Annotated in this window: 20 protein-coding genes; 1 reads left to right on the top strand and 19 read right to left on the bottom strand. The window is 45.4% G+C overall.

The genetic code is table 11. The features are described from left to right. Positions 1–19: 19 nt before the first annotated feature. The 3 genes from WFI24_RS08695 to WFI24_RS08685 all read right to left on the bottom strand — a co-directional run bounded on the left by WFI24_RS08695 (position 20) and on the right by WFI24_RS08685 (position 3,772). Complete coding sequence (locus WFI24_RS08695; protein WP_221819470.1) at positions 20–1,174, bottom strand: glycosyltransferase family 2 protein; 1,155 nt, start codon at positions 1,172–1,174, stop codon at positions 20–22. Positions 1,175–1,523: 349 nt separating this feature from the next. Further along, on the bottom strand, positions 1,524–2,090 hold the full coding sequence (locus WFI24_RS08690) for a TetR/AcrR family transcriptional regulator (RefSeq protein WP_336759952.1): 567 nt from the start codon (positions 2,088–2,090) through the stop codon (positions 1,524–1,526). A 203-nt stretch (positions 2,091–2,293) separates the two neighbouring features. Further along, positions 2,294–3,772 carry an Lsa family ABC-F type ribosomal protection protein gene (locus tag WFI24_RS08685; protein WP_336759951.1) on the bottom strand — a complete coding sequence of 493 codons (1,479 nt, stop codon included), beginning with the start codon at positions 3,770–3,772 and terminating at the stop codon, positions 2,294–2,296. A 482-nt stretch (positions 3,773–4,254) separates the two neighbouring features. On the opposite strand from WFI24_RS08685, the gene WFI24_RS08680 reads away from it, so the two are divergent. Further along, positions 4,255–5,760, top strand: coding sequence for an MFS transporter (locus WFI24_RS08680; protein ID WP_336759950.1), 1,506 nt, complete (start codon positions 4,255–4,257; stop codon positions 5,758–5,760). A gap of 96 nt (positions 5,761–5,856) precedes the next feature. On the opposite strand, the gene WFI24_RS08675 is transcribed toward WFI24_RS08680, so the two are convergent. The 16 genes from WFI24_RS08675 to WFI24_RS08600 form a co-directional block, all read right to left on the bottom strand. Continuing rightward, positions 5,857–6,240: a hypothetical protein gene (locus WFI24_RS08675; protein WP_336759949.1), complete on the bottom strand. Its 384-nt coding sequence runs from the start codon at positions 6,238–6,240 to the stop codon at positions 5,857–5,859. A 137-nt stretch (positions 6,241–6,377) separates the two neighbouring features. Further along, positions 6,378–6,983: a pentapeptide repeat-containing protein gene (locus WFI24_RS08670; protein ID WP_145317677.1), complete on the bottom strand. Its 606-nt coding sequence runs from the start codon at positions 6,981–6,983 to the stop codon at positions 6,378–6,380. A gap of 361 nt (positions 6,984–7,344) precedes the next feature. Next, entirely contained in the window at positions 7,345–7,707 is a 363-nt protein-coding gene (locus tag WFI24_RS08665; protein ID WP_145317680.1) for an Asp23/Gls24 family envelope stress response protein, read from the bottom strand. A gap of 163 nt (positions 7,708–7,870) precedes the next feature. After that, positions 7,871–8,347 (bottom strand): hypothetical protein, encoded by a 477-nt coding sequence (locus WFI24_RS08660; RefSeq protein WP_336759948.1) that lies wholly within the window; start codon positions 8,345–8,347, stop codon positions 7,871–7,873. Further along, positions 8,344–10,362 (bottom strand): S9 family peptidase, encoded by a 2,019-nt coding sequence (locus WFI24_RS08655; RefSeq protein WP_336759947.1) that lies wholly within the window; start codon positions 10,360–10,362, stop codon positions 8,344–8,346. Before WFI24_RS08655 ends, WFI24_RS08660 begins: the two co-directional genes overlap by 4 nt. Positions 10,363–10,383: 21 nt before the next feature. Continuing rightward, complete coding sequence (locus WFI24_RS08650) at positions 10,384–11,313, bottom strand: ABC transporter permease (RefSeq protein ID WP_091030896.1); 930 nt, start codon at positions 11,311–11,313, stop codon at positions 10,384–10,386. A gap of 16 nt (positions 11,314–11,329) precedes the next feature. Continuing rightward, positions 11,330–12,247, bottom strand: coding sequence for an ABC transporter permease (locus tag WFI24_RS08645; protein ID WP_091016560.1), 918 nt, complete (start codon positions 12,245–12,247; stop codon positions 11,330–11,332). A 101-nt stretch (positions 12,248–12,348) separates the two neighbouring features. Then, positions 12,349–13,914, bottom strand: a complete 1,566-nt coding sequence (locus WFI24_RS08640; RefSeq protein ID WP_336759946.1) for an ABC transporter substrate-binding protein — start codon at positions 13,912–13,914, stop codon at positions 12,349–12,351. Continuing rightward, on the bottom strand, positions 13,911–15,122 hold the full coding sequence (locus tag WFI24_RS08635; protein ID WP_336759945.1) for a M20 metallopeptidase family protein: 1,212 nt from the start codon (positions 15,120–15,122) through the stop codon (positions 13,911–13,913). The genes WFI24_RS08640 and WFI24_RS08635 overlap by 4 nt, the downstream gene beginning before the upstream one ends. Continuing rightward, a complete protein-coding gene (locus tag WFI24_RS08630; RefSeq protein ID WP_336759944.1) occupies positions 15,119–15,871 on the bottom strand; it encodes a FadR/GntR family transcriptional regulator in 753 nt (250 codons plus the stop codon). Before WFI24_RS08630 ends, WFI24_RS08635 begins: the two co-directional genes overlap by 4 nt. A gap of 216 nt (positions 15,872–16,087) precedes the next feature. Continuing rightward, positions 16,088–16,801, bottom strand: coding sequence for a glycosyltransferase (locus WFI24_RS08625; RefSeq protein WP_336759943.1), 714 nt, complete (start codon positions 16,799–16,801; stop codon positions 16,088–16,090). Between the two features lie 169 nt (positions 16,802–16,970). Next, complete coding sequence (locus WFI24_RS08620) at positions 16,971–18,068, bottom strand: Gfo/Idh/MocA family protein (protein ID WP_336759942.1); 1,098 nt, start codon at positions 18,066–18,068, stop codon at positions 16,971–16,973. A 12-nt stretch (positions 18,069–18,080) separates the two neighbouring features. Beyond that, positions 18,081–19,004, bottom strand: a complete 924-nt coding sequence (locus WFI24_RS08615; protein ID WP_336759941.1) for an AraC family transcriptional regulator — start codon at positions 19,002–19,004, stop codon at positions 18,081–18,083. A 24-nt stretch (positions 19,005–19,028) separates the two neighbouring features. Next, complete coding sequence (locus WFI24_RS08610; protein WP_336759940.1) at positions 19,029–20,033, bottom strand: Gfo/Idh/MocA family protein; 1,005 nt, start codon at positions 20,031–20,033, stop codon at positions 19,029–19,031. 241 nt (positions 20,034–20,274) lie between these two features. Beyond that, positions 20,275–20,460, bottom strand: a complete 186-nt coding sequence (locus tag WFI24_RS08605; protein WP_336759939.1) for a sporulation protein Cse60 — start codon at positions 20,458–20,460, stop codon at positions 20,275–20,277. Positions 20,461–20,543: 83 nt separating this feature from the next. Next, positions 20,544–21,308, bottom strand: a complete 765-nt coding sequence (locus WFI24_RS08600) for a YheC/YheD family protein (RefSeq protein ID WP_336759938.1) — start codon at positions 21,306–21,308, stop codon at positions 20,544–20,546. Positions 21,309–21,574 lie beyond the last annotated feature (266 nt).

The raw sequence follows: 21,574 nt of genomic DNA, 5'->3' as shown, positions 1-21,574 counted from the left end.
TACTTTCGTTGTGAGTGAATTACCGAACTTTCGTTCCAGGCCAGCATCCATCATATATGCGATCCATTGTAATTACATTGCCGTACAGGTCTATGATCAGATCCTTGGCTCGATGAGCGTGTCTCATCTCAATCCAGTAGCGGTTCTCCAGCAAGCGGGCGAAATTATCCACCAAGAACAGTAACCGGTTCTCACTATGAATCAGTTCCTTGCCCAATACCTGCGGCAGCCAGATGGCTCCGTTGGAATTGAAGCGGTTCGAATAGTCACGTACTTCGGCTACATTGGCAAATTCAGCTTCATGCAGCTTGGTCCAGAACGTATCGGCATCACTACGCACTTCTGCAAGATCAATGCCGACAATCGGCAGATGCTGATATTCCCCTTGGCTTTCAAGCTGTTCTTTCAGATGACTGAATACGAAAGGCCACACATCAGCCTCGATTTGACCGCCCCACTTTTTCCAGAAGCGTGCCAGATTGTTCTTGCGGTTGAAGTTGCGGTGAATACCGCTGCTGCGTTCCCAGTGATAGGCTTGAATATTCGGGTTAATGACCGTATCGTATCCCGCAGCCCGTGCTCGCATCTGATAATCAAAATCCTCGTACCCGTTAAAGAACTTCTCATCGAGGTTACCGATGGTCTCGTAAACCTCCCGCTTCATGCCGAACATGGCGAACACCACCAGTTGAACAGAGAAGGTTTCTTTTGGGATATCATCAGGGGATGCATTCAGGAACAGGTGTCGGCCGATGGTGTCTGCAAAAGCAATACCGCAGTGCTGCACGCCTCCTGTTTGCGGATACAACAGAACGCCTCCAATCATGCCAATCGTAATATCGCTGTCCAGTGTCTCTTTCATCATCGGTTGCCAGTTCGGTTGAAGAATGGTGTCGGAATCCAGGAAGAAAATGTACTCTCCCTTGGCAAGACTGAGTGCGCTATTAATCGACACGGCGCAACCGAGTGGAAAATCATGCTGAAGAATCTCGATGGTCACACCTTCTCTTACTTCTTGCTTCAGTTTATCCAGATGTTGAAAAACGGCTGAACCGGAACCATCGTTGATGAAAATAATCTGAGTGGATGGACTTACCGTCCGGAGCAACGAATCAGTGAACAGGTTCAGAATGTTATAGTCCTGGTTGACTGGTACAATAATGGTGTAAAGCATGGAATCCCTCCTGATTGGGTTGATGGAATGAGTACATAAGCTGATTCGAACTGCACAATTGCAGGTGTTTCTGTCCGGCCTCCTCGTTTGAAAATTTTGTATTTATTTGGTAATGATTTGAATCTACTAGAAATTTATATCATTTTTTGTAAACTGGAAATCTTAAATTCTGAACTCTGTTAATATTTGAATATGTGAGAAAAGCAAATTTTTGATGGTTTCGTCATGCATCGCGCTACTTTGAACGCAAAAAAACACCCTCAAAGAGTTCGCGTATCTAACGATACAGTCGACTTTTTGGGGGTGTTCGCTTGGTGGAAATCTATTGATTTTCGTTGTTAACCTTGAACTATCGCTGCTTAAATCCATGATAAAACGTGTCTACTACAAGCGCAGGGGCTGCTTTTCTCGCGATATGACCACTTACAACCTGCTGCCACGTCAGGAACATGATGGAATACAGGACATCCACAATCCAGGTTTTATCCAGATCGGAGCGGAAATAACCTTTCTGTTGCAACAAACCAACCGCATGCAATACAGGTTCTCTCAGTTTCAGATCTGCTCCCTCAATCTCGGGATTATAGTTAATGGTGGTGTCATGAGCCAGAAAATAAATTTTGTCGCCTAATGGAATAAGCGCTTCAATCAGCTCAGGTATGTACTTTTCACAGTGCTCCTCATCCAGTTGGATTTCTTTCATGGTCTCACTGACCACTTCGATTGCGCGTAATCCCAGATAAATCATGAGCTGTTCGCGGCTTTCCACATATCGATGTAATGTCGCAATCCCGATTTTTGCAGACTCTGCAATTTCATTCATGGAAGCATTCGGCTTTTCAATCAGCAACTTGGTCGCCTCATCCAGAATGGAATGTAGCCTCGTTTGTTTGATTGTTGTCATTTCTTTTTTCATAGGTATTACACCTCTTGGCGAATTAGTCTACAATTGATCTGCTCAACCATCATATGATTGGATGAGATTATAAAATTATAGCATACATTCTTGCGATATCGCATTCTGAACGCAACTGAACACCTTTTATATTCGTGCTGTAAAACTTAAAAGCCGCCATTCGGCGGCTCTTAGCATGATTATCTTTTATCTCCGTCCATTGCTTATAGTTCGATGATTCTTGTTGCAATATTTGCGCAAAATTCACTGTCATGCTCTACAAAAAGCAGGGTTGGCGAGTATTCCAGCAGCAATTCTTCAATCTGCATACGTGAAATGACATCCACAAAATTGAGTGGTTCATCCCAAATGTGCAGATGAGCTCTCTCACTAAGGCTTTTAGCAATAAGCACTTTCTTTTTTTGGCCTGCACTAAACGTCGAGATATCTTTCTCCAATTGCAGTCTGGAAAAATCCAACTTTCGGAGTATTGATTTGAACAGGCTCTCATCAATCCCTTGCGTGAACGCATATGCGGACAAATGGCCTTCGAGATGAGACGTGTCCTGCGACACATATGAGATTATGAGCTGATGATCCTTACGTAGAAGACCCGTATAAGAGATATCTTCATCACAGATCAGTTTAAGAATGCTTGATTTGCCAGATCCATTTTTTCCGTACAGGGCAATTCGATCCCCTTTTTCAACCGTGAAGTTAACATCCTTACACACCATATTGGAGCCGTATGCTATCGATACATGTTCCAATTCGACAAGTTCATTCTTGTGAAAATCCAGTTGATGAATCTGTAGAGCTTCTGCACTCTCTATATTTTTGAGAAGTTTGGACTTTTCATGAATCGCCGATTGCTGCCTTTGTTCAATATTTTTGGAACGCTTCATCATCTTGGCAGCCTTGTGTCCAATATATCCTTTATCTACCTTGGAACCGGAGTTTCTCGTCCCGTTTTTGGTTTTTTCGACTTCATGCGACCATCCACCCGTCCGTTTGGCTGAATCGGATAAACGCTTGATATCCTTCATTAATTTCTCGTTACTTGCAAGTTCGAACTGATCTTGCCTTCTTTTGTTCTCCCACCAAGCGGAGAAATTACCTTTCTGAATCTCAATATTATTCTTATTAATTGAAAGGATGTGGTCTACGCTGTGATCCAGAAACGCCCGGTCGTGAGATACCAGAATAAACCCGCTCTTGCTGCGAAGATAATTACTGACGAGTTGTCTCGCATGAAGGTCAAGATGATTGGTAGGTTCATCAATGAGCAAAAACCGATTATCCTTCAGAAACAAAGCGGCGAGCATGATCTTCGTCTGTTCTCCGTTGGATAAGGTATCGAAAGGCCGATATAGCACATCTTCCGATACCTTTAACAGGTTAAGCTCTCGCACAAGTTGCCAGTGAAGATAGTCAGGATGAATCTCGCCGATGACATCGAGGGTCATCGCTTCCTTATTCTCTACATGAAAAGGAAAATATTCAAAGCTAACATTCGCAGAGATATGCCCACTATATTCATATTTACCGAGCAAGAGATTGAGGAAGGTCGTTTTGCCTCTGCCATTCCTTCCGGTAAAACCCAATTTCCAATCGGAGTCCAACTGGAAGCTTACATTTTCAAATATGTTATCGTAACTGCCTTCATAGGCAAAGGTCAGGTTGGTAACGTTGATTAAAGACATACAGATCATCCTTTTTATGTGAAATATAAAAGTAAACTAACGGGAGTTCATCATTTAACATGACATGGGATTCCCTCACTTTAATATTTGAACATAATCAGAATTTAGATTCGCTTATACAATAAAGGAACCTGGCGATATACCATTCAACGCCAAGTAGATCTATGCATAGGAGGACAAAGTGCCGGATTCTGATTAGCTATATTGTGAACCATGCCACTGTTCATGTTCGTTGACAGGTCCACATAAACATCCACAACCTCTAATTCCGTCATTACTCTATCCCCCTTAGAAATCTCACAATTTAATACAGAAAACTTAACATGGAATACGACATGGGTCAAGGCAGTGCAGCCTCGGTCACCTCTTCCACACTCGTACCTTAAAACCATTGAGTATAGTGTGTAAAGAAAAGTTTGACTATAGGGTTACCCTATAGCTTAGTCTGGAATTGTAAGTTATTCATATTGTCGGAGGGAAACATGTCAAAATTCAAACGTTGGATGATTCTTGTTATTGTCTCAAGTGCATTATTACTCATTGTGATGGATATGACCATCCTGTACACGGCCCTACCCAGTTTGACCCATGATCTCGGTGCATCAGCTTCAGAGAAATTATGGATTCTCAACGGTTATTCCCTTGTCATGGCGGGTCTTCTTCCTGCTATGGGAACACTCGGAGACCGTCTTGGTCATAAAAAAATATTCACCCTGGGATTGCTTGTCTTTTCTGCTGCTTCTCTTGCTGCTGCCTTTTCTCCAGTACCAGCTGTGCTGGTCATGAGCAGAATTCTTCTTGCCGTAGGCGCATCCATGATGATGCCAGCAACATTGTCCATCATCAGAGTTACGTTTACGAATGAACGAGAGCTCGCACTGGCGATTGGCATATGGGGTTCCATTGCTTCAGGTGGTGCTGGACTGGGACCGATTGTCGGTGGACTGCTTCTTCAACATTTCTGGTGGGGCTCTGTGTTTCTGATTAACTTGCCTATCGCTATTCTTGCGTTTGTGTTCACCTTGAAAATGATTCCTAACCACCAAGGGGATGCGTCGAAAAAGTGGGATTTCACCAGTTCCATTCAGATCATGATTGCCATGGTCGGAATTATCTATTCCATCAAGGAATTCACAAGACGCGAAGGATCTCTCACACTCGCTATCCTTGCCGCTGTGATTGGCGTTCTATCCCTTATCATCTTTATTCGCCGTCAGAATAACAGTACCCACCCGCTTCTGGATCTGTCCTTGTTCAAAATTCCAAGATTCAGCACCGGCTTTATAACCGCACTGGTAGGCTTATTCGCACAAATGGGTGTGCAATATATGGTCACTCAGCGACTTCAGCTTGTGGAAGGCATGTCACCGCTTCAGGCTGGACTATTCACCCTATCCATACCTGTTGCAGCACTCATTGCCGGACCTGTTACGGGGACTATCATGCACCGTGTAGATGTTGTATATATCAAAAGCTTCTCTCTCTTCATCGCTGCCCTTGGCATGGGCACGTATCTGATGTATTTCAATGCTGGGTTAACCGGGCAGATTATCGGTTTGGCACTACTTGGTGCAGGTCTTGGTTCAGGAATGACTGCTGCATCACATTCCATTATGAGTTATGCCCCGCCTCACAAAGCCGGTATGGCAGCATCCATTGAGGAAGTAGGTTATGAGCTGGGCGGAGCATCCGGTATTGCCATCATCGGCAGCATGTCGACCTTGTTCTACACACTGGCAATGAAGATTCCAGCGGGCATTCATGTGCCGTCCAATGTGAAGGACAGTCTGGATGAAGCGCTTCTTGCCGCCGAAAGCTTGCCTGCCGCGTCTGCTGAATCACTCACAAATGCCGCCTTTGCTGCTTTTGACCAATCCTTCTTTGTTGTCATTGCAGGTGTGACCGCATTTCTGTTCATTGCTGCTTTGATTATGAGCTGGGTTGCCATGCGCTTGAAACGAACAAAAAAGCACAGTGTTAAAGCATAATCCAATTGAAATTAACGTCAAAAACCATTACCTGATTTGTTTCAGGTAATGGTTTTTGATAAGCCTGATAACCGAAGCTTACCGCCAGAGGACACCTTACGGAACATAGGCATCCTCTACCTCAACTTTTCGTTCATTCCCCTTCGCAATGTATCTTACGTTAATGACATTTCCTTTCTGGAAGTGGGGAATATGCGTGATCGGGATATAGGTCTCTATTATTGTCGGAAAGGTACGGCCGTCAACTTGGGTTACCGTCAAATCCAGTCGCACGCCCGGCCTTCCATCCATACTGGATGATGTTTGTATAATATCATGAATGGTTGCTTCAGCTGGAATTCCGTCCATCAGAATGCTCTTGCGAAAATGCTGTTTCTCTTTAGTGTTACGTAGCAGTTTAAATACCATAATCATAGTGATCGTGCCTGTTATAAGCCCAAAGACAATAACAGCAACAATAATAATTAATGCAGTCGTCATGGTGACCTCCTTTTAGTTGAAACTTATGTTAACTACTTCTTGTTTAGATCTGTTATTCCTGCCAATTTGCTTGAATCGGAACGTTTCAAAGTCAAAAAAGCCGCCTTAAAGGCGGCTTCTTGCTGTGTATGTTCAACTCAATCTACTTTCGCACCATACGAGCGTACAAACAGAACGGCTTGTTCGCGATCCAAACGTACGCCTTTGATATCCAGTGATTTCAGATCAATTCCTTCCAGATTAGCCCCTCTTAGATCGGCCCCTTGCAGCTTAGCTCTGCTCAATACGACTCTGGTAAGATCACAGTCTCTCAAATCCGCTTTGGTGAAATCCGTGTCTGTAAAGTCGGCTTCAAAGAAACGAATTCCTCGTAAATCCTGTTTGCCTAATCGGGTATGTCTCAGATTCGTATAAGACCAATCGCCCTGACTCAGGGTAATGCCATCCATTTGCGCACCTGAAAAGTCCGATCCTGTCATCTTGCAAGAACTGAATTTGGAAGCAAAGAGATTCGCACCCCCAAATGAACAGTTTTCAAAAGCGGATTCCGTATGTATCGAACCGTTCATGGATGCCCCTTTGAAATCACATTCAATGAATCGACAGTTACTTGTCTCGATTTCCTCCATAGAAGCGTTCATGAATGTACATTGTTTGAAAACACAGCTTATGAGTTCTCCGTATCGCAGATCACGTCCCTCAAAATGTACTGCATCATATTCCTGATCCTTGTATTGAAACACCGATTACACCCCATCTTGTTTGATTATCCGTCTTTCTTCATTAAAAGAACTTTTTATACTATACCACACCCCTGTCAAGTACCTGCTTAAACACAAAGGAAAGTCAAGTTACTTTTTTTATGAGAAAAATCTGATAACTAAAAAAGGAACGCCTAAAGCGTCCCTTCAACCCACACCTTTAACTTGGGCTTATGTGTATGGACCTTCCAGTTCCTTCATCTATTCGTATTAGACAACATTACACCTGTTTTTTGGACATCCTGTACAGGGATAGCGCAGGTTTATTGGGATAACACATCATCATGCCCAGTGTTTGGCTACCCATTTTGGCTTCATAAGCGTATTGGTAGCTAAATTTGGACTAAAACCTCGCATCAGGTTGATTCAGTGAAATGCCCTCAACGATCACGTTCACCGTATCAATGGTTAAACCGGTCAGCTGTTCAACATGCACTCTCACATTGTTCTGCAATTCCCTGCAGACTTCATGCACTTTCGTTCCATAACGAACGACAACCTTTAAATTAATCTCCAGCCTGGATTCTACCTTGCGGATAGCTATGCCATTTTGCAGACTTTTCCCGCTCCACTTTTTAGTGATCCCTTCTACAAGTCCTGTCGACATGGAGGAAATCTCACTGGTGGTATTCGCGATCTTGCCGACAATTTTGGAGATCACATCATCTGATATTTGAATTTTTCCCAGAACATTTTGAATGGACATCCCATGTCCTCCTCTTTATCTTCATTTTTTTGATAGTTAGTTATATCATTTAATATAAATATAAATCATTCAAAGTTCGATTTCAACTTTTGAATTCAGTCGTCCACATTTCTACCTGTACATAGCAAAAAAACCGCGATCATCGCGGCTTTTGTTGGTCATATTAAGGGAACTTCAATTGAATACGGACAGGAATGTGGGAGGATAACTCGCTCTCTCTGCTGTGTTCTTCCACTGCTGCTGTTTCTTCTGCTTGCACGATCCATTGTCTACCAATTAACGATTGCAGCAATTCGATCTCCTGTGCAGTCAGATGTATGTGCCTCAGTGACAGATCCTCCTGAACATAATCCCGATCCACCTTACGGTCAAACCGGAAATCGAGCAATCTCTTCAAGCCATTAATATGCAAAAACTTGAACTCATAACCGTGACGTATCGCCTTTTCCCAATCCTCTCCGATATCAGCTGCTGTCTGTAGTCTTTCATCAAAATCCATCGCGGATTCCTTAACCAGAGTCAGCAACTGGGCGTAGTCTCGACGTTGTAACCATTCAATAATTACCTCTTCAGGAGCCCCACTTGTCAGAGCATTCTCTACAAGAAGGCCTACAGGAATGGACAGCTGAGTCCGACTCATTCCTCACCCTCCTCTTTACCGAGATACTGATTGAACCAGGCATTCACCTGTTCAAAGCTATCGATCCGAAGTGAAGGTTTACCGCTTTTCAGCAAACTGTGGTTGGAGCCCGGATAACGAATCAGTTTGGTCTTTTTGCCGTATCGTTTTAGTGTGGTATATAATTCCTCCGCTTGTGCAATCGGTGTCCGATAATCCTGCTCTCCGTGCATGATCAGAAGTGGCGTCTCAATGTGGTGTGCATGAGCAAGAGGTGAGCGAGACCACAGGAATTCAGCGTTTTCCGCCGGATTACCACCAATGACGCCTTCGACATAGGAAATTCCAATATCGCTCGTTCCATACATGGACAACCAGTTGGAGATGCATCGCTGAGTTACAGCCGCCTTGAAACGGTGGGTATGCGCTACGATCCAATTCGTCATCACTCCACCATAACTGCCACCGGCTACACCCAGACGTGATTCATCAAGAAAATCATAGGTAGCCAGGGCATAATCAACAGCTTCCATCAGATCCCGATAATCACCTCCGGCAAAGTCACCACGGCATGCTCTGGCAAACTCCTGACCGTATCCCATACTTCCACGAGGATTAACCCATAACACAGCGTACCCTTGTGCAGCGAGTGTCTGCATTTCATGACTGAATGTTCCCGTATACATCGCATGAGGTCCGCCATGAATCTGCAAAATCAGCGGGAGCTTCCCATTGGATGAACGTACTGCCGGTGTGGCTAACCAACCTTGAATCGGCCATCCATCTAAAGATGTAAACTCAACACGAACAGGCACATTTATGGCTAATTCGGCCATGAATTCGTCATTTCGGCGGGTGAGTCTGAACATTTCACCACTGGTGATATCCACGCGATATAACTCTCCAGGATGTTCAGCGGTCAAGGCAGCGATAACCAGCGACGTACCATCTGGTGTTAAGGTATACTGATACACATCCTTCTCACCATCGCCCGTAACGGATTTACACTCTCCATTATCTTGAATATGATACACATCCACATTACCGTTCTGTGTCCCAAGTACATATACACCAAGTTCCGAATGCTTATTATCCGTGATTGGAGAAGGAGAAGCAGCTGCTGACTTCATATCACCAAGCGCCGCGTTACCAAGCTGCATATCTACTTGAGGTGCGATTGGCCTGGGTATACCTCGATGAACGGGGACTGCATATAATCTGTTGTGACTCCCACTTCCGTATTTGCGATCACTCGCGATCAGAATCAACTGTTGTCCATCGGGTGAATAGGAGAACTGGCTTACCGCCAGGCTGGAATCCGTCACTTTGAAGAGGTCACTTTCTCCCAATCGAATGCTGTATACATCGGTAAAGTGCAGCAGATCCGCATCGAGTTCCTCATCCTCCACTTGCTTGGATATGAAGGAAAGGTTCTGGCTATCTGGCGACCACGCCGGAGCACTGATATTCCATAGCCCGGAAGTCACCTGCGTGATCTTCCCGCTTTCGATCTCATATACAAACAAATGGCTGTATTGACCATCCCACCATCCGGAACCTTCCGCCTTCGGCGTTGTTCGTTCGAAGACCTTACCTCGCAGCAGGGGTGCAGACTCTGGATGCACTTCAGCCTTATTCTGTTGCTCCTCGGGTTGAACTTTACTGGTGAAAGCAATGTACTTCCCATTCGGAGACCAGATATAACTCAATATTTTACGTGCGGGAGATATCAGCATGACAGGCTCATTTTTATCTGAATCGAGCGTCCATAGTCCTTTACCCCCATCCTCTGAGCGAATGAATGTGAGCTGTGTCCCATCCGGCGACCACGCAGGCGAGGAATCTTTCGTGCCATCTGAAAGTGCAATATCTTCATCACCATCGAGGGAGATTCCCCGAATCTGTGTGTTATATTCGTTTTTATCCTGATCTATGGTCTGTTCCACATAAGCCACTCGTCCGTTCGGACTGATCACTGGCTGACTGATCCAACGATAGTGACGCAGATCCTCCGGCATAATTGGTCTTTGGTTCATATTCATGGCTCCCTTCTCCGTTTATTTATGGGTTGTCTCCGTACGTGGATCAAGCACATCACGTAGCCAATCTCCAAGGAAAATAACACCGAGTACGGTAAATGTAATGGCTAGTCCCGGGAATGTAGCGACCCACCAGCTTGTTGCAACGTATTGTCTGCCATCACTGAGCATGCCTCCCCAGGACACATCGGGTGGTTTGATACCCAGACCCAGGAAGCTGAGTGAGGCTTCCATAATAATTGTCGTGCCGACATTCATACCGCAGATGACGATAAAGGATGAGAGGATATTCGGCAGAATGTGTTTCAGAATCAATCTTCCGTTCTTGGCTCCAATCGATCTGGCCGCATGAACAAAATCACGCTCTTTGATACTCAGAACCTCACTTCTCACCACACGGGTGAATGGAACCCAGTTCGTCACACCGATGACAAAGATCAGGGTCGTGATACCCGGGCCAACAATCGCCATTACAACGAGCATGAACAGAATGGTTGGAATTGCCATGAATGCGTCTCCTACACGCATGATGACGGCATCCAGCCATTTCCCATAGAATCCGGATACCAGCCCCAGAATCGCGCCAATTATTCCTGACACAATCACCGCACCCATCCCTACAATTAAGGAAACCCGGGCACCATATACAATTCGGCTCCACATGTCTCTGCCCAGATTATCTGTTCCCAGCCAGTATTCAGCCGTTCCGCCCTCAAGCCATGCAGGCGGTTTAAGACGGTTGAGCGGATTAACTGCTGCCGGATCATGACTCGTCAGTAGAGGTGCACCTATGGCAATTAACACAACCAACAATACAAGCACAGCACCAAACATTCCGGTCTTGCTGATGATCAGTTGTTGCCAGATATAACGAAATCCCGTTGGTGCACGCCCATTGTCTTGTTCCTGTTCTGTACCCGGAATTGGCATTTCATTGCTGCCTGTCATATGATTGCACCTCCTTCTAGTCGTATTTGATGCGCGGATCAAGTAGCCTGTAGGCTACATCCGTCAAGATGTTGATTACTACAACGATAACGGCAATGACAAACACAGCTGCCTGTACAATCGCCATATCATGTGTGTTGACTGCAACGACCAGCAATTGACCCAGTCCAGGCCAGGAGAATACCGTTTCCGTAATCAAGGTTCCCCCGATCAGACTTGTAAACTGCAAACTCATAATTGTCACGACCGGAATCAGTCCATTGCGAAACGCATGTTTTACAATGACAACCATCCGGCCAAGCCCCTTGCTGCGGGCTGTTCGAATATAGTCCTGGTTCAGAATCTCCAGCATGCTGGAGCGAATCAGCCGGGTCATCTGCGCAGCCAGCCCGACGCCAAGCGTGAATGCCGGCAAGATCAGATGTGACAATCCCCCACGACCAGAGACTGGCAATACACCCAACATGACGGAGAACAAGAGGATAAGCATAATCCCCATCCAGAAGTTCGGCATCGCCTTACCAATAACGGATATTCCTGAAATAATGAGATCGGTAAATGTATTGCGTTTGACAGCTGAAATGACACCAAGTGGCACAGCCATTAGCACGGCAAAAAACATAGCCGCTACCGCCAGTTCAAAGCTGGCAGGCAACCTCTCCAGCACGAGCTCTAATGCAGGCTGATTGTAGCGAAAAGATTGACCAAAGTCTCCCTGTATTGCACTGCCCAGAAACTTCACGTATTGCGTATATAAAGGCTGGTCCAAACCAAGTGCCTGTGTCAAAACAGCACGATCTTCAGCGGTAGCCGTTTCAGGCAACATTAGTGCAACCGGATCACCGGTGACTCGAACCAAAATGAACACAATTAATGAAACAATGAACAGTACCGGAATGATCTGCAGTAATGACTTAAGTACATATTTGCCCATTCCTTGTTCACCTCCCTTATTAAAAAGAACGGCAGGAACATGGTTATCCAGTCCCTGCCGTTCACGGCCTATCTTTTCAATGACCGGTGTTATACCCGATGTTACTGTGCAACAGGTGTAATCTCGTCAGCATAGAACATCTCGTCACTGCGCGGCGCGAAGTTCACTTTATCATTCGTTCCGTATACACCTTCCATTTGGTACAGATAAACGGCTGGACGCTCTTCAGAGAAAATCTGTTGTACTTGCTGATACTCTTTCTCACGAGACGCAGGGTCCATGTTTACCAATGCAGATTGTAGCAGTTTCTCTACTTCAGGATTGTTGTAATCCGACTCGCCTTTTGCTTCTTCCAACATATAACGATTGTAGTTATTCGAAGCATCGAACAAGGAGTTACCGATACCGATCATGAAAATTTCTTTGAATGATTTGGAGCTGTAACGTTCACTGAATGCACTTGCTTCCAGGACATCCAGATTGATTTTGAATCCGGCTTGTTCCAGCATGGCTGCAACAACTTCAGCTTGTTCTTTGTACTGTGCAGAAACGGAGATGGTCATCTCTGCTTCACCTTCTGCATAGCCAGCTTCTTGCAGGAGCTGTTTGGCTTTTTCCTGGTCATAGAGTGACGTTTTGTACAATGAAGGATCAGCACCGAAGTTGCCCGGAGTTACAGACGTACGGGTTACGATACCTGCTCCGCCGGCAATGCTGTCCACAATGCCTTGTTTGTCGATAGCCAGGTCAATGGCTTCACGAACTTTCGGATCAGCTGTGATACTGCCTTCTGTCTGGCGGAAGATCAACTGAAGCACACGCTGGATTGGCGCTTTGACAATCTTCTTGTCTGCTTCGCCTTCGATCCGTGCAATGTCAGTGGATGGAATGGAAGACGCAACATCTACACCACCAGCAAGCAATTCGGATACACGTGTGGAGGCTTCAGGAATAACGCGGAATACCACTTCATTCCATTTGGGTTCACCGTCGAAGTAGTTCTCGTTTTTCACCAGTTCCACACGATCATCTTTGGTCCATTTACTGAACTTGTAAGGGCCTGTGCCTACCGGTTGTTTCAGGAAAGCATCGAATCCTTTATCCGCAATATATTTTGCTGGCAGAATGCCTGCTCCCATTTTGGACAAACGATTCAGGAGCAATGGATCTGGACCATCCGTGATAATGTCTACGGTATAGTCATCCACCGCTTTAACTTCTACAATATTTTTGAAATAGCTGTACTGCTTGAGTGTCTCGTCTTTGGCTACGCGCTCCAGCGTGTATTTTACATCTGCTGAAGTGAATGGATCACCATTGTGGAAGGTTACACCTTCACGCAGCTTGAATCTCCACGTTGTATCATCAACCTGATCCCATGATGTCGCAAGTCCCGCAACTTTCTTCTGTTCACTGTCATTTTTGATCAGATAATCGAAAACATTGACCAGAACCGCTTCACTGGAGGTATTGTTGTTGTTGTGTGGATCGAAACTCTCGATATCTGTAGCTGCAGCAATAGTCAGTGTTGTACTTGCGCTTCCACTGCCCGTTCCTTCTGTTGCGGAACTATCATTCGTGCTTGTCGTTTTTCCTCCGCAAGCGCTGAGTACCAGTACGACTGCCAGCAATGTAATCCACAAGCTTGTCCATTGTCTTTTTTTCATTGTGATTGCTCCCCCTCAGAAGTTGTATTCCTTGCCAAAAATTCAAGTGCTACTGCAGACAACATGCCCACACCATAAGGCATCGCTGTCTCATCGAGATCAAACATGGGATGGTGGAGTGGATAACGAGTACGTTCCTCATCATTCCCAGATCCTAGTCTGAAAAACACACCCGGAATCTGTTCACAATAAAACGCGAAATCCTCGCCCCCTGTGGAAGGTTTGATATAGCTCCATCCCTTCTCCGCATTAACCTGATCACAAGTCTCTGTTAGCAGGTCAACCATGCCGAGATCATTCACAACAACAGGGTAACCATCGCCGTAGACGACCTCGCATCCTGCTCCGAAAGAATCGCAGACCCCTTTAACAACCTGCTCGATCAAAGCTGGCATCCGTTCACGAATGGCAGGTGAGAGTGTACGAACCGTACCGATCATCTCCACTTCCGGGGCGATGGCTGTTCCCATATAACCTCCGGTGATTTTGCCAATCGTGACTACTGCGGGCTCAAGTGGATCGACCATCCGACTGACGATATTTTGCAATGCGGTGATGACCTGAGCGGATACCGCAATCGCGTCTATCCCCTCATGCGGACGAGCTGCGTGGCCACCCTTGCCGAACACCTTGATAATCAAGGGATCCGCTGACGCGAACGCAACGCCTTGACTTACGCCCAAGGTTCCCGTGTCCTGTCCAGGTGTCATGTGTAACCCTGCTATTGCATCGACCTTCGGATTCTCCAGAACCCCATCCTGGATCATGGCTCTTGCACCTGCAAGTCCCTCTTCTGCTGGCTGGAAGATGAATTTGATATTGCCTGATTTCGGTCTTCCAAGGCCAGTGAGTAGCTGAGCTGCTCCCATCAGGATGGAGGTGTGAGCGTCATGTCCACACAGATGCGCTTTACCTTCTACTTGCGAGCGGTATTCCACAGCTTTCTGATCCTGAATTGGCAGGGCATCCATGTCTGCGCGCAAGGCAAAGGTTGGTCCATCAGTCTCTCCGCGAAGCAGGCCTGTAACTCCGGTCTTTCCGACATTGCGTGTAACTTCGAGTCCCAGGCTTTCCAGATGCTCGGCTACGATGGAGGATGTGCGATGCTCCTCATACCCGATCTCCGGATGCTGATGTAAATCTCTGCGCCAAGCGCTTAACTGAGCTTGCAGTGGCTGAGCCAGCTGTATTAGTTCTGAACGATTCATTCGCTGTCATTCCCTTCATTTTCATCCGATTCAGAAACCAAACGGGCATAGATCGCGTCAGCCGAGAATTCGATATGTCTTTTCATCGTCTCCCGGGACTTGATGCTGTCATGTGCTTTCAGTGCTTGAAGAATCTCCATATGTACACCGTGATTGACGGAACGTATCCGGTCATCATAAGGCATCAAGTCCAGCGTCGGATTAATTTTGGTCCGAATCTGTCTGACGGCTCTCTCGCAATACGGATTGCCAGACGCTTTGGCGATGGTCAGATGGAATTTCACATCCAGCGCCCTGAACCATTCCCTTGTACAGTCCGGTTCTATACTTTGTGCCATATAGCCCTCAAGCAGCTCCAGTTCGCCTGCGGTGATCCGCTCAGCAGCCAGAAAAGCTCCCTCCGGCTCGATGATGGTTCTAAATTCAAACACCTTCAGCATCTGTGACCAATCTCGTTTAATTTCTTCTCTCGTGCGCTTATGCGAATTGGCTGTCAGAGGCAATACAAACGTACCGCCTTTGGCACCCACCCGTTTTTCAATCAACCCTTTGTCTTCCAGTGAAGAGAGTGCCTCGCGAACAGTAATGCGGCTTACGTTAAAAATCTCTGCCAGATCTCGCTCGGCCGGAAGTTGTTCTTCACTCATTAATTCTTTCAGAATAATGGCTTCTTCCAGTTGTTCTCTAATGAATTCACTAACCTTTTTGGTGGATACTTTCTCAAAACGAAATGAAAACGTACTGGACATCTAAACACTCCGATCTGTATATGGTCTAGACCTTATACCATTAATATAATTCCGACTAAACTTATATGCAATACTTTTTTTTCAAGTAAATTCATAAAACTTTTTTTCACGACCTCCAAATTGAACCATTTTGGCACAAAAAAGACGCATCTACACGTAGCAGATGCATCTTCGCTTTCGTTATTTGACGACACACATGAGCACTACGATTCCAGACTATAACTTTTTATTAGCATAGGATCTGAAATCCTCTGTAACCTCAAGTTTTTTGCTTCCCTCCAAGTAAAAGCTGTCATCCGCTCTCCAAGTATGACTCTTTTTGTTCTGTCTGCGGTGATAGACATAATTGTAAGGAGAGGTCGCGTACGCTTTGAATCCTCTCTTTCTGCATTGTCTGAGAAAGGTTACATCTTCCCCAATAGAACGGTCCGTGAAGCGGACTTTTTTCAAAACCTCTCTTTTGAACAGCAGGGTGCCGCCTTGGACGAATTCAACCGGTTTGTTCTTTTCTGAGGGAGATCTGACCAACAATGTCTTGGACGCGCCCAAATAGACGAGACACGAATGTTTGCCCACAATATCACTTTTGGTCCGTTTAAGTTCTCTCACCTGTTCTGTTAAATAATACGGCGAGTAGTAGTCATCATCATCAAATTTGGCAATCATTGAAAAGCGAGCCCTAGTTATTCCGGCGTTCAGGCTTTGTCCTAGCGAAATGCTCTCCGGAATTTTATATACATGAACATTCGCATATTTTCGAACCCGGTTTTGATATAATGCCAGATTCATACTGTCATGATTCAGGACAATGATCAGCTCTTTGCTTTGATAACGCTGGCGACTGTAATTTTGCAGAATGTTGTCAAAAAATTGCGGCCGATTGGTACATACAACAATGGAAACACCGTGACCCGTTTTTTGTTTAGTCAAGACATACCCTCTTTTCAGCTCATTTTTCTCTCATCATATGTGCTGAAATAGAGTCTGGTATGGACCAATAGCTAGTATCCATAACACCAAAAACCCTCTGTCCCCAATAACGGGACAAAGGGTTCTGTAATCCAATGCAATCTAATCTATCCTTTTTTTCTTTTCTTTTCTATGCTTCGCTAGCGTTATTCAGGTATACAGCCTTGCCTGTGCGAGCAGATTCATAGAGTGCTTCCAGGATTTGAGATACAACCAGCGCTTGTTTTGGTGTAACCACCGGCTCCTGATCGTTCTCAATCGCTTCAATCCACTTTCTCATCTCGACATCCGGTGCGCTTTCGCTCTTACCGTCGTAGAAAGCTACACCGCCTGCACTCAGTTCAATCTCGTTGGTATATAGACGGCTGAATTTCTCGCCATTGATGCGCAGTCCGTTCTTCATATCCGCACCGGCTTCGCTGCCGCTCAAGCTACATTTGGCCTCATCCACGTCCAGTGAGTTCAGTGCCCAGCTGGATTCAAGCATGATCGTTGCCCCATTCTCCATCACAATCATGCCAAAGGCCGAGTCCTCTACCGAGAATTGTTTTGGATCCCACGGGCCCCAAGCATTGGCCGCATTTTCACGTTGCGAAAGCTCATGATAGGTCGTACCCAGCACAACCTTCGGTTGGTAGTTATCCATCATCCAGAGCGTCAGATCAAGTGCGTGCGTACCAATGTCAATCAATGGACCGCCACCTTGCTTCTCCTCATCCAGGAAAACACCCCAAGTTGGTACTGCTCTGCGTCTAATCGCATGTGCTTTGGCAAAATAAATATTACCCAGTTCACCAGCTTCGCACAGCTTCTTCAAATACTGACTGTCTTCTCTGAAACGATTATTATACCCAATCGTCAGTTTCTTACCGGTACGTTCTGCCGCTTCCAACATGAGCTGTGCTTCAGCAGATGTCTTCGCCATTGGCTTCTCACACATGACATGTTTGCCTGCCTCCAGCGCAGCAATGGATATCTCGGCATGAGAAATATTCGGCGTAAGTACATGCACAATGTCCAAAGACGCATCCTTAAGCAATTCCTGATAATCCGTGTAGACTTCGGCTTCAGTAGTGCCATATTTCTGCTTAGCTTCATCTGCACGTTCCTGAACGATATCGCAGAAAGCCACCAGTTCAACATTATCCAGTTTACTCAGACTCGGCAGATGTTTACCATTCGCTATCCCACCACAGCCAATAATTCCGATACGATATACTTTACTCATATATATTCACCCTCACTTAAGTATTGGTTGTTTCATTTTGCGAAAAGCTGACGGGGTCATCCCCAGACGTTTGCGAAATACAGCATGCAAATAGTTGGCATTATTGAAGCCTGAAGCGAGTGCGATCTGTTCAATGGATACATTACTTACCTCCAGATTGCGGCACACGGCGCGCAGACGAATATCCTCCAGTACACGGCTGAACGGCATCTCCGGCTGTACTTGATAGAAGATTCGCTGCAATTGTCTGCTGCTGATATGAAGTTTCTCCGCTACATGCTCCAGCGTGACCACTGTAGGGTGATTCGCCTCCATATACTGCACTGCATACTCATAGCGATACACCGACATATCCCGGACAGGGGCTTCCGGTCGATCCCCTCCGGTGTCGTATGCTCGCACGGTTTTGAGTAATATGCTGATAACCAGTTGCTTGATCGACGTATAATAACCTAACAATTTCTGATCAGATGCCTCATAGGCTTCCAAAAAACAATGCATTGCCCGATGATAATCATTCACCGGAGTAAGCGGAAGCGTTCTCAGCTTTTCAATCGTTTCCTCGGATTCTGCTGCTTCCCAGGGATCAACATGTTCCCTTGGCTTGTGAACGATATCCACATGAAGACATAGTTCATCCATGTCCTCTTTGGCATCAGCCTCCTGATAATGAAGGACACCCGGTCCAGTCAAATACAGCATACCTTCCGAGAGTGCAAGTGTCTGATCATCGAGAATAACTTTGCCTTTACCTCTCGGGATAAAATGAAACTCGAACTCCGCATGATTATGGAAATCCACAACTCGGCCCGCTGGAAATGAAGTCAGATGAAATCGCATCACACGAATCTCATAATGTCCCCATACCATTGAAATATCCAGTCTCTCCAGGAGATCCTGCCGTTCAAGCATTTTCTCATAAGGATACAGGCTCAAGAGTGCATACCTCCTTAATAAAACTTAAGCCTTCAACTCATTCAGAGCGATTCTGCGCCCTTCCTTGGCAGAGAGATTCGCAGCTTCCATCAACCGAGTCAGCTCCATAGCAATCTGCACGTTTTCGGTTGCATCCGTATCATTTTGTATATGTGCAACCCATTGATTGAATGCGCTTTCTCTTTGGTCTGCCAAAGGAAGCTCAGTCCACTCTTGATACTGTCCCTCTGCTGCTTTCGTGCGAATCAATAACTTTTCTTCGGGTGTTCCGTACAGAAGCGTACCTTCCGTACCATGAACCTCAATCGTAAATGGAGAATGGCTGTTCACAAAACCGGCTTCGACAACGCCGACTGCTCCAGAATCCGTAAACAAGGTTGCGACTGCATTATCTTCCACTTCTTTGCCTGTAATATATCCGAAATTCGCATTAACCGCTGTTACTTCCTGACCCAAAAACAGTTTGGCCAGATACATCGGATGGCAGCCCAGATCAATCAGCGCGCCGCCCTGACAATCCTTCAGATCATAGAAGTGTTCAGGCAACCAGTTGGAAATCGCTCCATCATGCGATAAACGCGCTCTAACATAAGTCACTTTCCCAAGTAATCCTTGGTCAAGTACATCCTGAATCGTTAGCGTATACCCTGCATTCAGACGTGGCAAGGAGACTGTCATCTTGACTTTGCTTACCTTTACCTCATTAAGGATTCTATTGGATTCCGCCTGTGTTGATGCAATAACCTTCTCTGTGAAGATGTGTTTACCTGCTTTTGCAGCAGCGGTGATCACCTCTTCATGGATGCGAGTTGGCGCATCTACAATAACGGCTTCGATGTCATCCTTGGACAGCATATCTTCGAGTGAAGCATAGAATGGTACGTTTAAACGTTCAGCCGCTTCCTGCCCCCGCTTGGCATCGTCATCCCAAACAGCTGCGATGACTGTATCCTCATGTTCCTGTGCCTGCTTGATGTAATCCCATGCGTGAACATGCCACAAGCTAATTTTCCCAATTCGAATGGTCAATGTGTCTTACCTCCATACTATATAATATTCTGACATTTATCTATAAGTTATCACAGACTTAATCTATTTTTAATAGAAACTCACGACAATTAATGTATAAAATCACGACATGATTTCCGAATATTTGCTTGGTATTATTTTGTATGTACGTCACTTCCAACATAAGAAATACCCTCTCTACTGTGGAACATAAATAAAGCATCCGGATGGATGCTTTGTTTCCAAAGGTTCATTACTCAATTTATTTGGTGTAAATAACCATAGCCGAGAAATGATTTATAACATAACCACCGTTAGTAACGGCCACTTGAGAATACTTGATATCCACTACAGCTACACTATTGATCCCGTTTAAAAATTCATTCATTTCTTTCTCTAACTCTAATGCGCTTGCATTTTCAAATATTTTCACTTGTGTTCTCATCATTCATCTCCCTATCCATCTGATATAGACTTAAGGGATATATACGTCTTCGAGGCATTTAGGTCGCATAAGTTACTTTTATCTCTTCATTCCATCGTAGCCTGACGGTAATATCGAATCACCTTGCGATACATCGTCTTGTCCTTTAACTGATTGAAAATATAGGGATCTGGCTTGGCATTCACCTCAATAATCCATGGCGTTAGACTTCGATCAAGCCCGATATCCACCCCAATGCTCTTCAAACGCGTGTATTTTTTCCTCATATGTCGGGCTATGTCAATACCCAAGCGATTCATCTCCCGGATCAATTCATTGATTCGTTTGTCGGAAGCATGGGATTTCAGTAAAGTGTGAATGCTCATTGGCTTAGCACCACTATGGTAGTTGGTCACGATTTTCTTCGGATGACCCAGTCGGCCGATGACCCCTGTCGCTTCCCATTCCTGTTGGGGATTCAATTGGACCATTACCCGTATATCAAAGCGCCTGTTGTTATGTTGAAGCAGATGAATACCTCGCTGAATAAGGTAGCTTTTATGCTTAATCACATGGGTCAGACTTCGATGAAACGACTCGAAACTGTTGAAGGTCAGACGCTTTTGATGGATCTGGTAGGCAAAATGGTGATGATTGTCCATCTCAGCCTTAATGACCCCCATTCCAAAGGTGCCTATCTCGGGTTTGATATATACCATTCTATATTTGGCCAGCATGGACTTCAGGTTGGATTGGCTAAATCGCTGCGTATCGGGGATAAACGGTTGGATAGCCGAGTTATTCAGCAACATTTTGGTTTTGAGCCATTTACTTCGTAAAGGTTGGGATCGCAGTGATGCATCAACTCCCACAGTCACTCCTCCTCTTATCTTATTTTGTGAATCCTGATGCTCTAAACCATGCAGTATATGCAAGTTTCTTGAACTACTCTTAGGCGTCAGTTCCGAAAAGAAATACAACAAGAAGCCGACAAGCCCTGATACTTCGGCTTGTCGGCTTCTTGCTTGAATCTTCAAAACACAGTTATCATCGTGTCACACTTCGAATAATTATGGTTGCAGACCTTCAGTGGACGGTGGACTAGATTCGCTCGATTCCGTTTCTGCTGGGCTCGAAT

Source organism: Paenibacillus sp. USHLN196 (assembly GCF_037144955.1).
Taxonomy (GTDB): Bacteria; Bacillota; Bacilli; order Paenibacillales; family Paenibacillaceae; genus Paenibacillus; species Paenibacillus xylanexedens_C.
This window is presented reverse-complemented; position numbering and strand designations above follow the sequence as displayed.

Excerpts from the sequence above, each read along its gene's own strand:
- WFI24_RS08675 (WP_336759949.1), bottom strand. The coding sequence starts at position 6,240 with ATGACGACTGCATTAATTATTATTGTTGCTGTTATTGTCTTTGGGCTT.
- WFI24_RS08640 (WP_336759946.1), bottom strand. The coding sequence starts at position 13,914 with ATGAAAAAAAGACAATGGACAAGCTTGTGGATTACATTGCTGGCAGTC.
- WFI24_RS08680 (WP_336759950.1), top strand. The coding sequence starts at position 4,255 with ATGTCAAAATTCAAACGTTGGATGATTCTTGTTATTGTCTCAAGTGCA.
- WFI24_RS08695 (WP_221819470.1), bottom strand. The coding sequence starts at position 1,174 with ATGCTTTACACCATTATTGTACCAGTCAACCAGGACTATAACATTCTG.
- WFI24_RS08650 (WP_091030896.1), bottom strand. The coding sequence starts at position 11,313 with ATGACAGGCAGCAATGAAATGCCAATTCCGGGTACAGAACAGGAACAA.
- WFI24_RS08665 (WP_145317680.1), bottom strand. The coding sequence starts at position 7,707 with ATGTCCATTCAAAATGTTCTGGGAAAAATTCAAATATCAGATGATGTG.
- WFI24_RS08685 (WP_336759951.1), bottom strand. The coding sequence starts at position 3,772 with ATGTCTTTAATCAACGTTACCAACCTGACCTTTGCCTATGAAGGCAGT.
- WFI24_RS08645 (WP_091016560.1), bottom strand. The coding sequence starts at position 12,247 with ATGGGCAAATATGTACTTAAGTCATTACTGCAGATCATTCCGGTACTG.
- WFI24_RS08660 (WP_336759948.1), bottom strand. The coding sequence starts at position 8,347 with ATGAGTCGGACTCAGCTGTCCATTCCTGTAGGCCTTCTTGTAGAGAAT.
- WFI24_RS08620 (WP_336759942.1), bottom strand. The coding sequence starts at position 18,068 with ATGAGTAAAGTATATCGTATCGGAATTATTGGCTGTGGTGGGATAGCG.
- WFI24_RS08690 (WP_336759952.1), bottom strand. The coding sequence starts at position 2,090 with ATGAAAAAAGAAATGACAACAATCAAACAAACGAGGCTACATTCCATT.
- WFI24_RS08655 (WP_336759947.1), bottom strand. The coding sequence starts at position 10,362 with ATGAACCAAAGACCAATTATGCCGGAGGATCTGCGTCACTATCGTTGG.
- WFI24_RS08635 (WP_336759945.1), bottom strand. The coding sequence starts at position 15,122 with ATGAATCGTTCAGAACTAATACAGCTGGCTCAGCCACTGCAAGCTCAG.
- WFI24_RS08605 (WP_336759939.1), bottom strand. The coding sequence starts at position 20,460 with ATGATGAGAACACAAGTGAAAATATTTGAAAATGCAAGCGCATTAGAG.
- WFI24_RS08630 (WP_336759944.1), bottom strand. The coding sequence starts at position 15,871 with ATGTCCAGTACGTTTTCATTTCGTTTTGAGAAAGTATCCACCAAAAAG.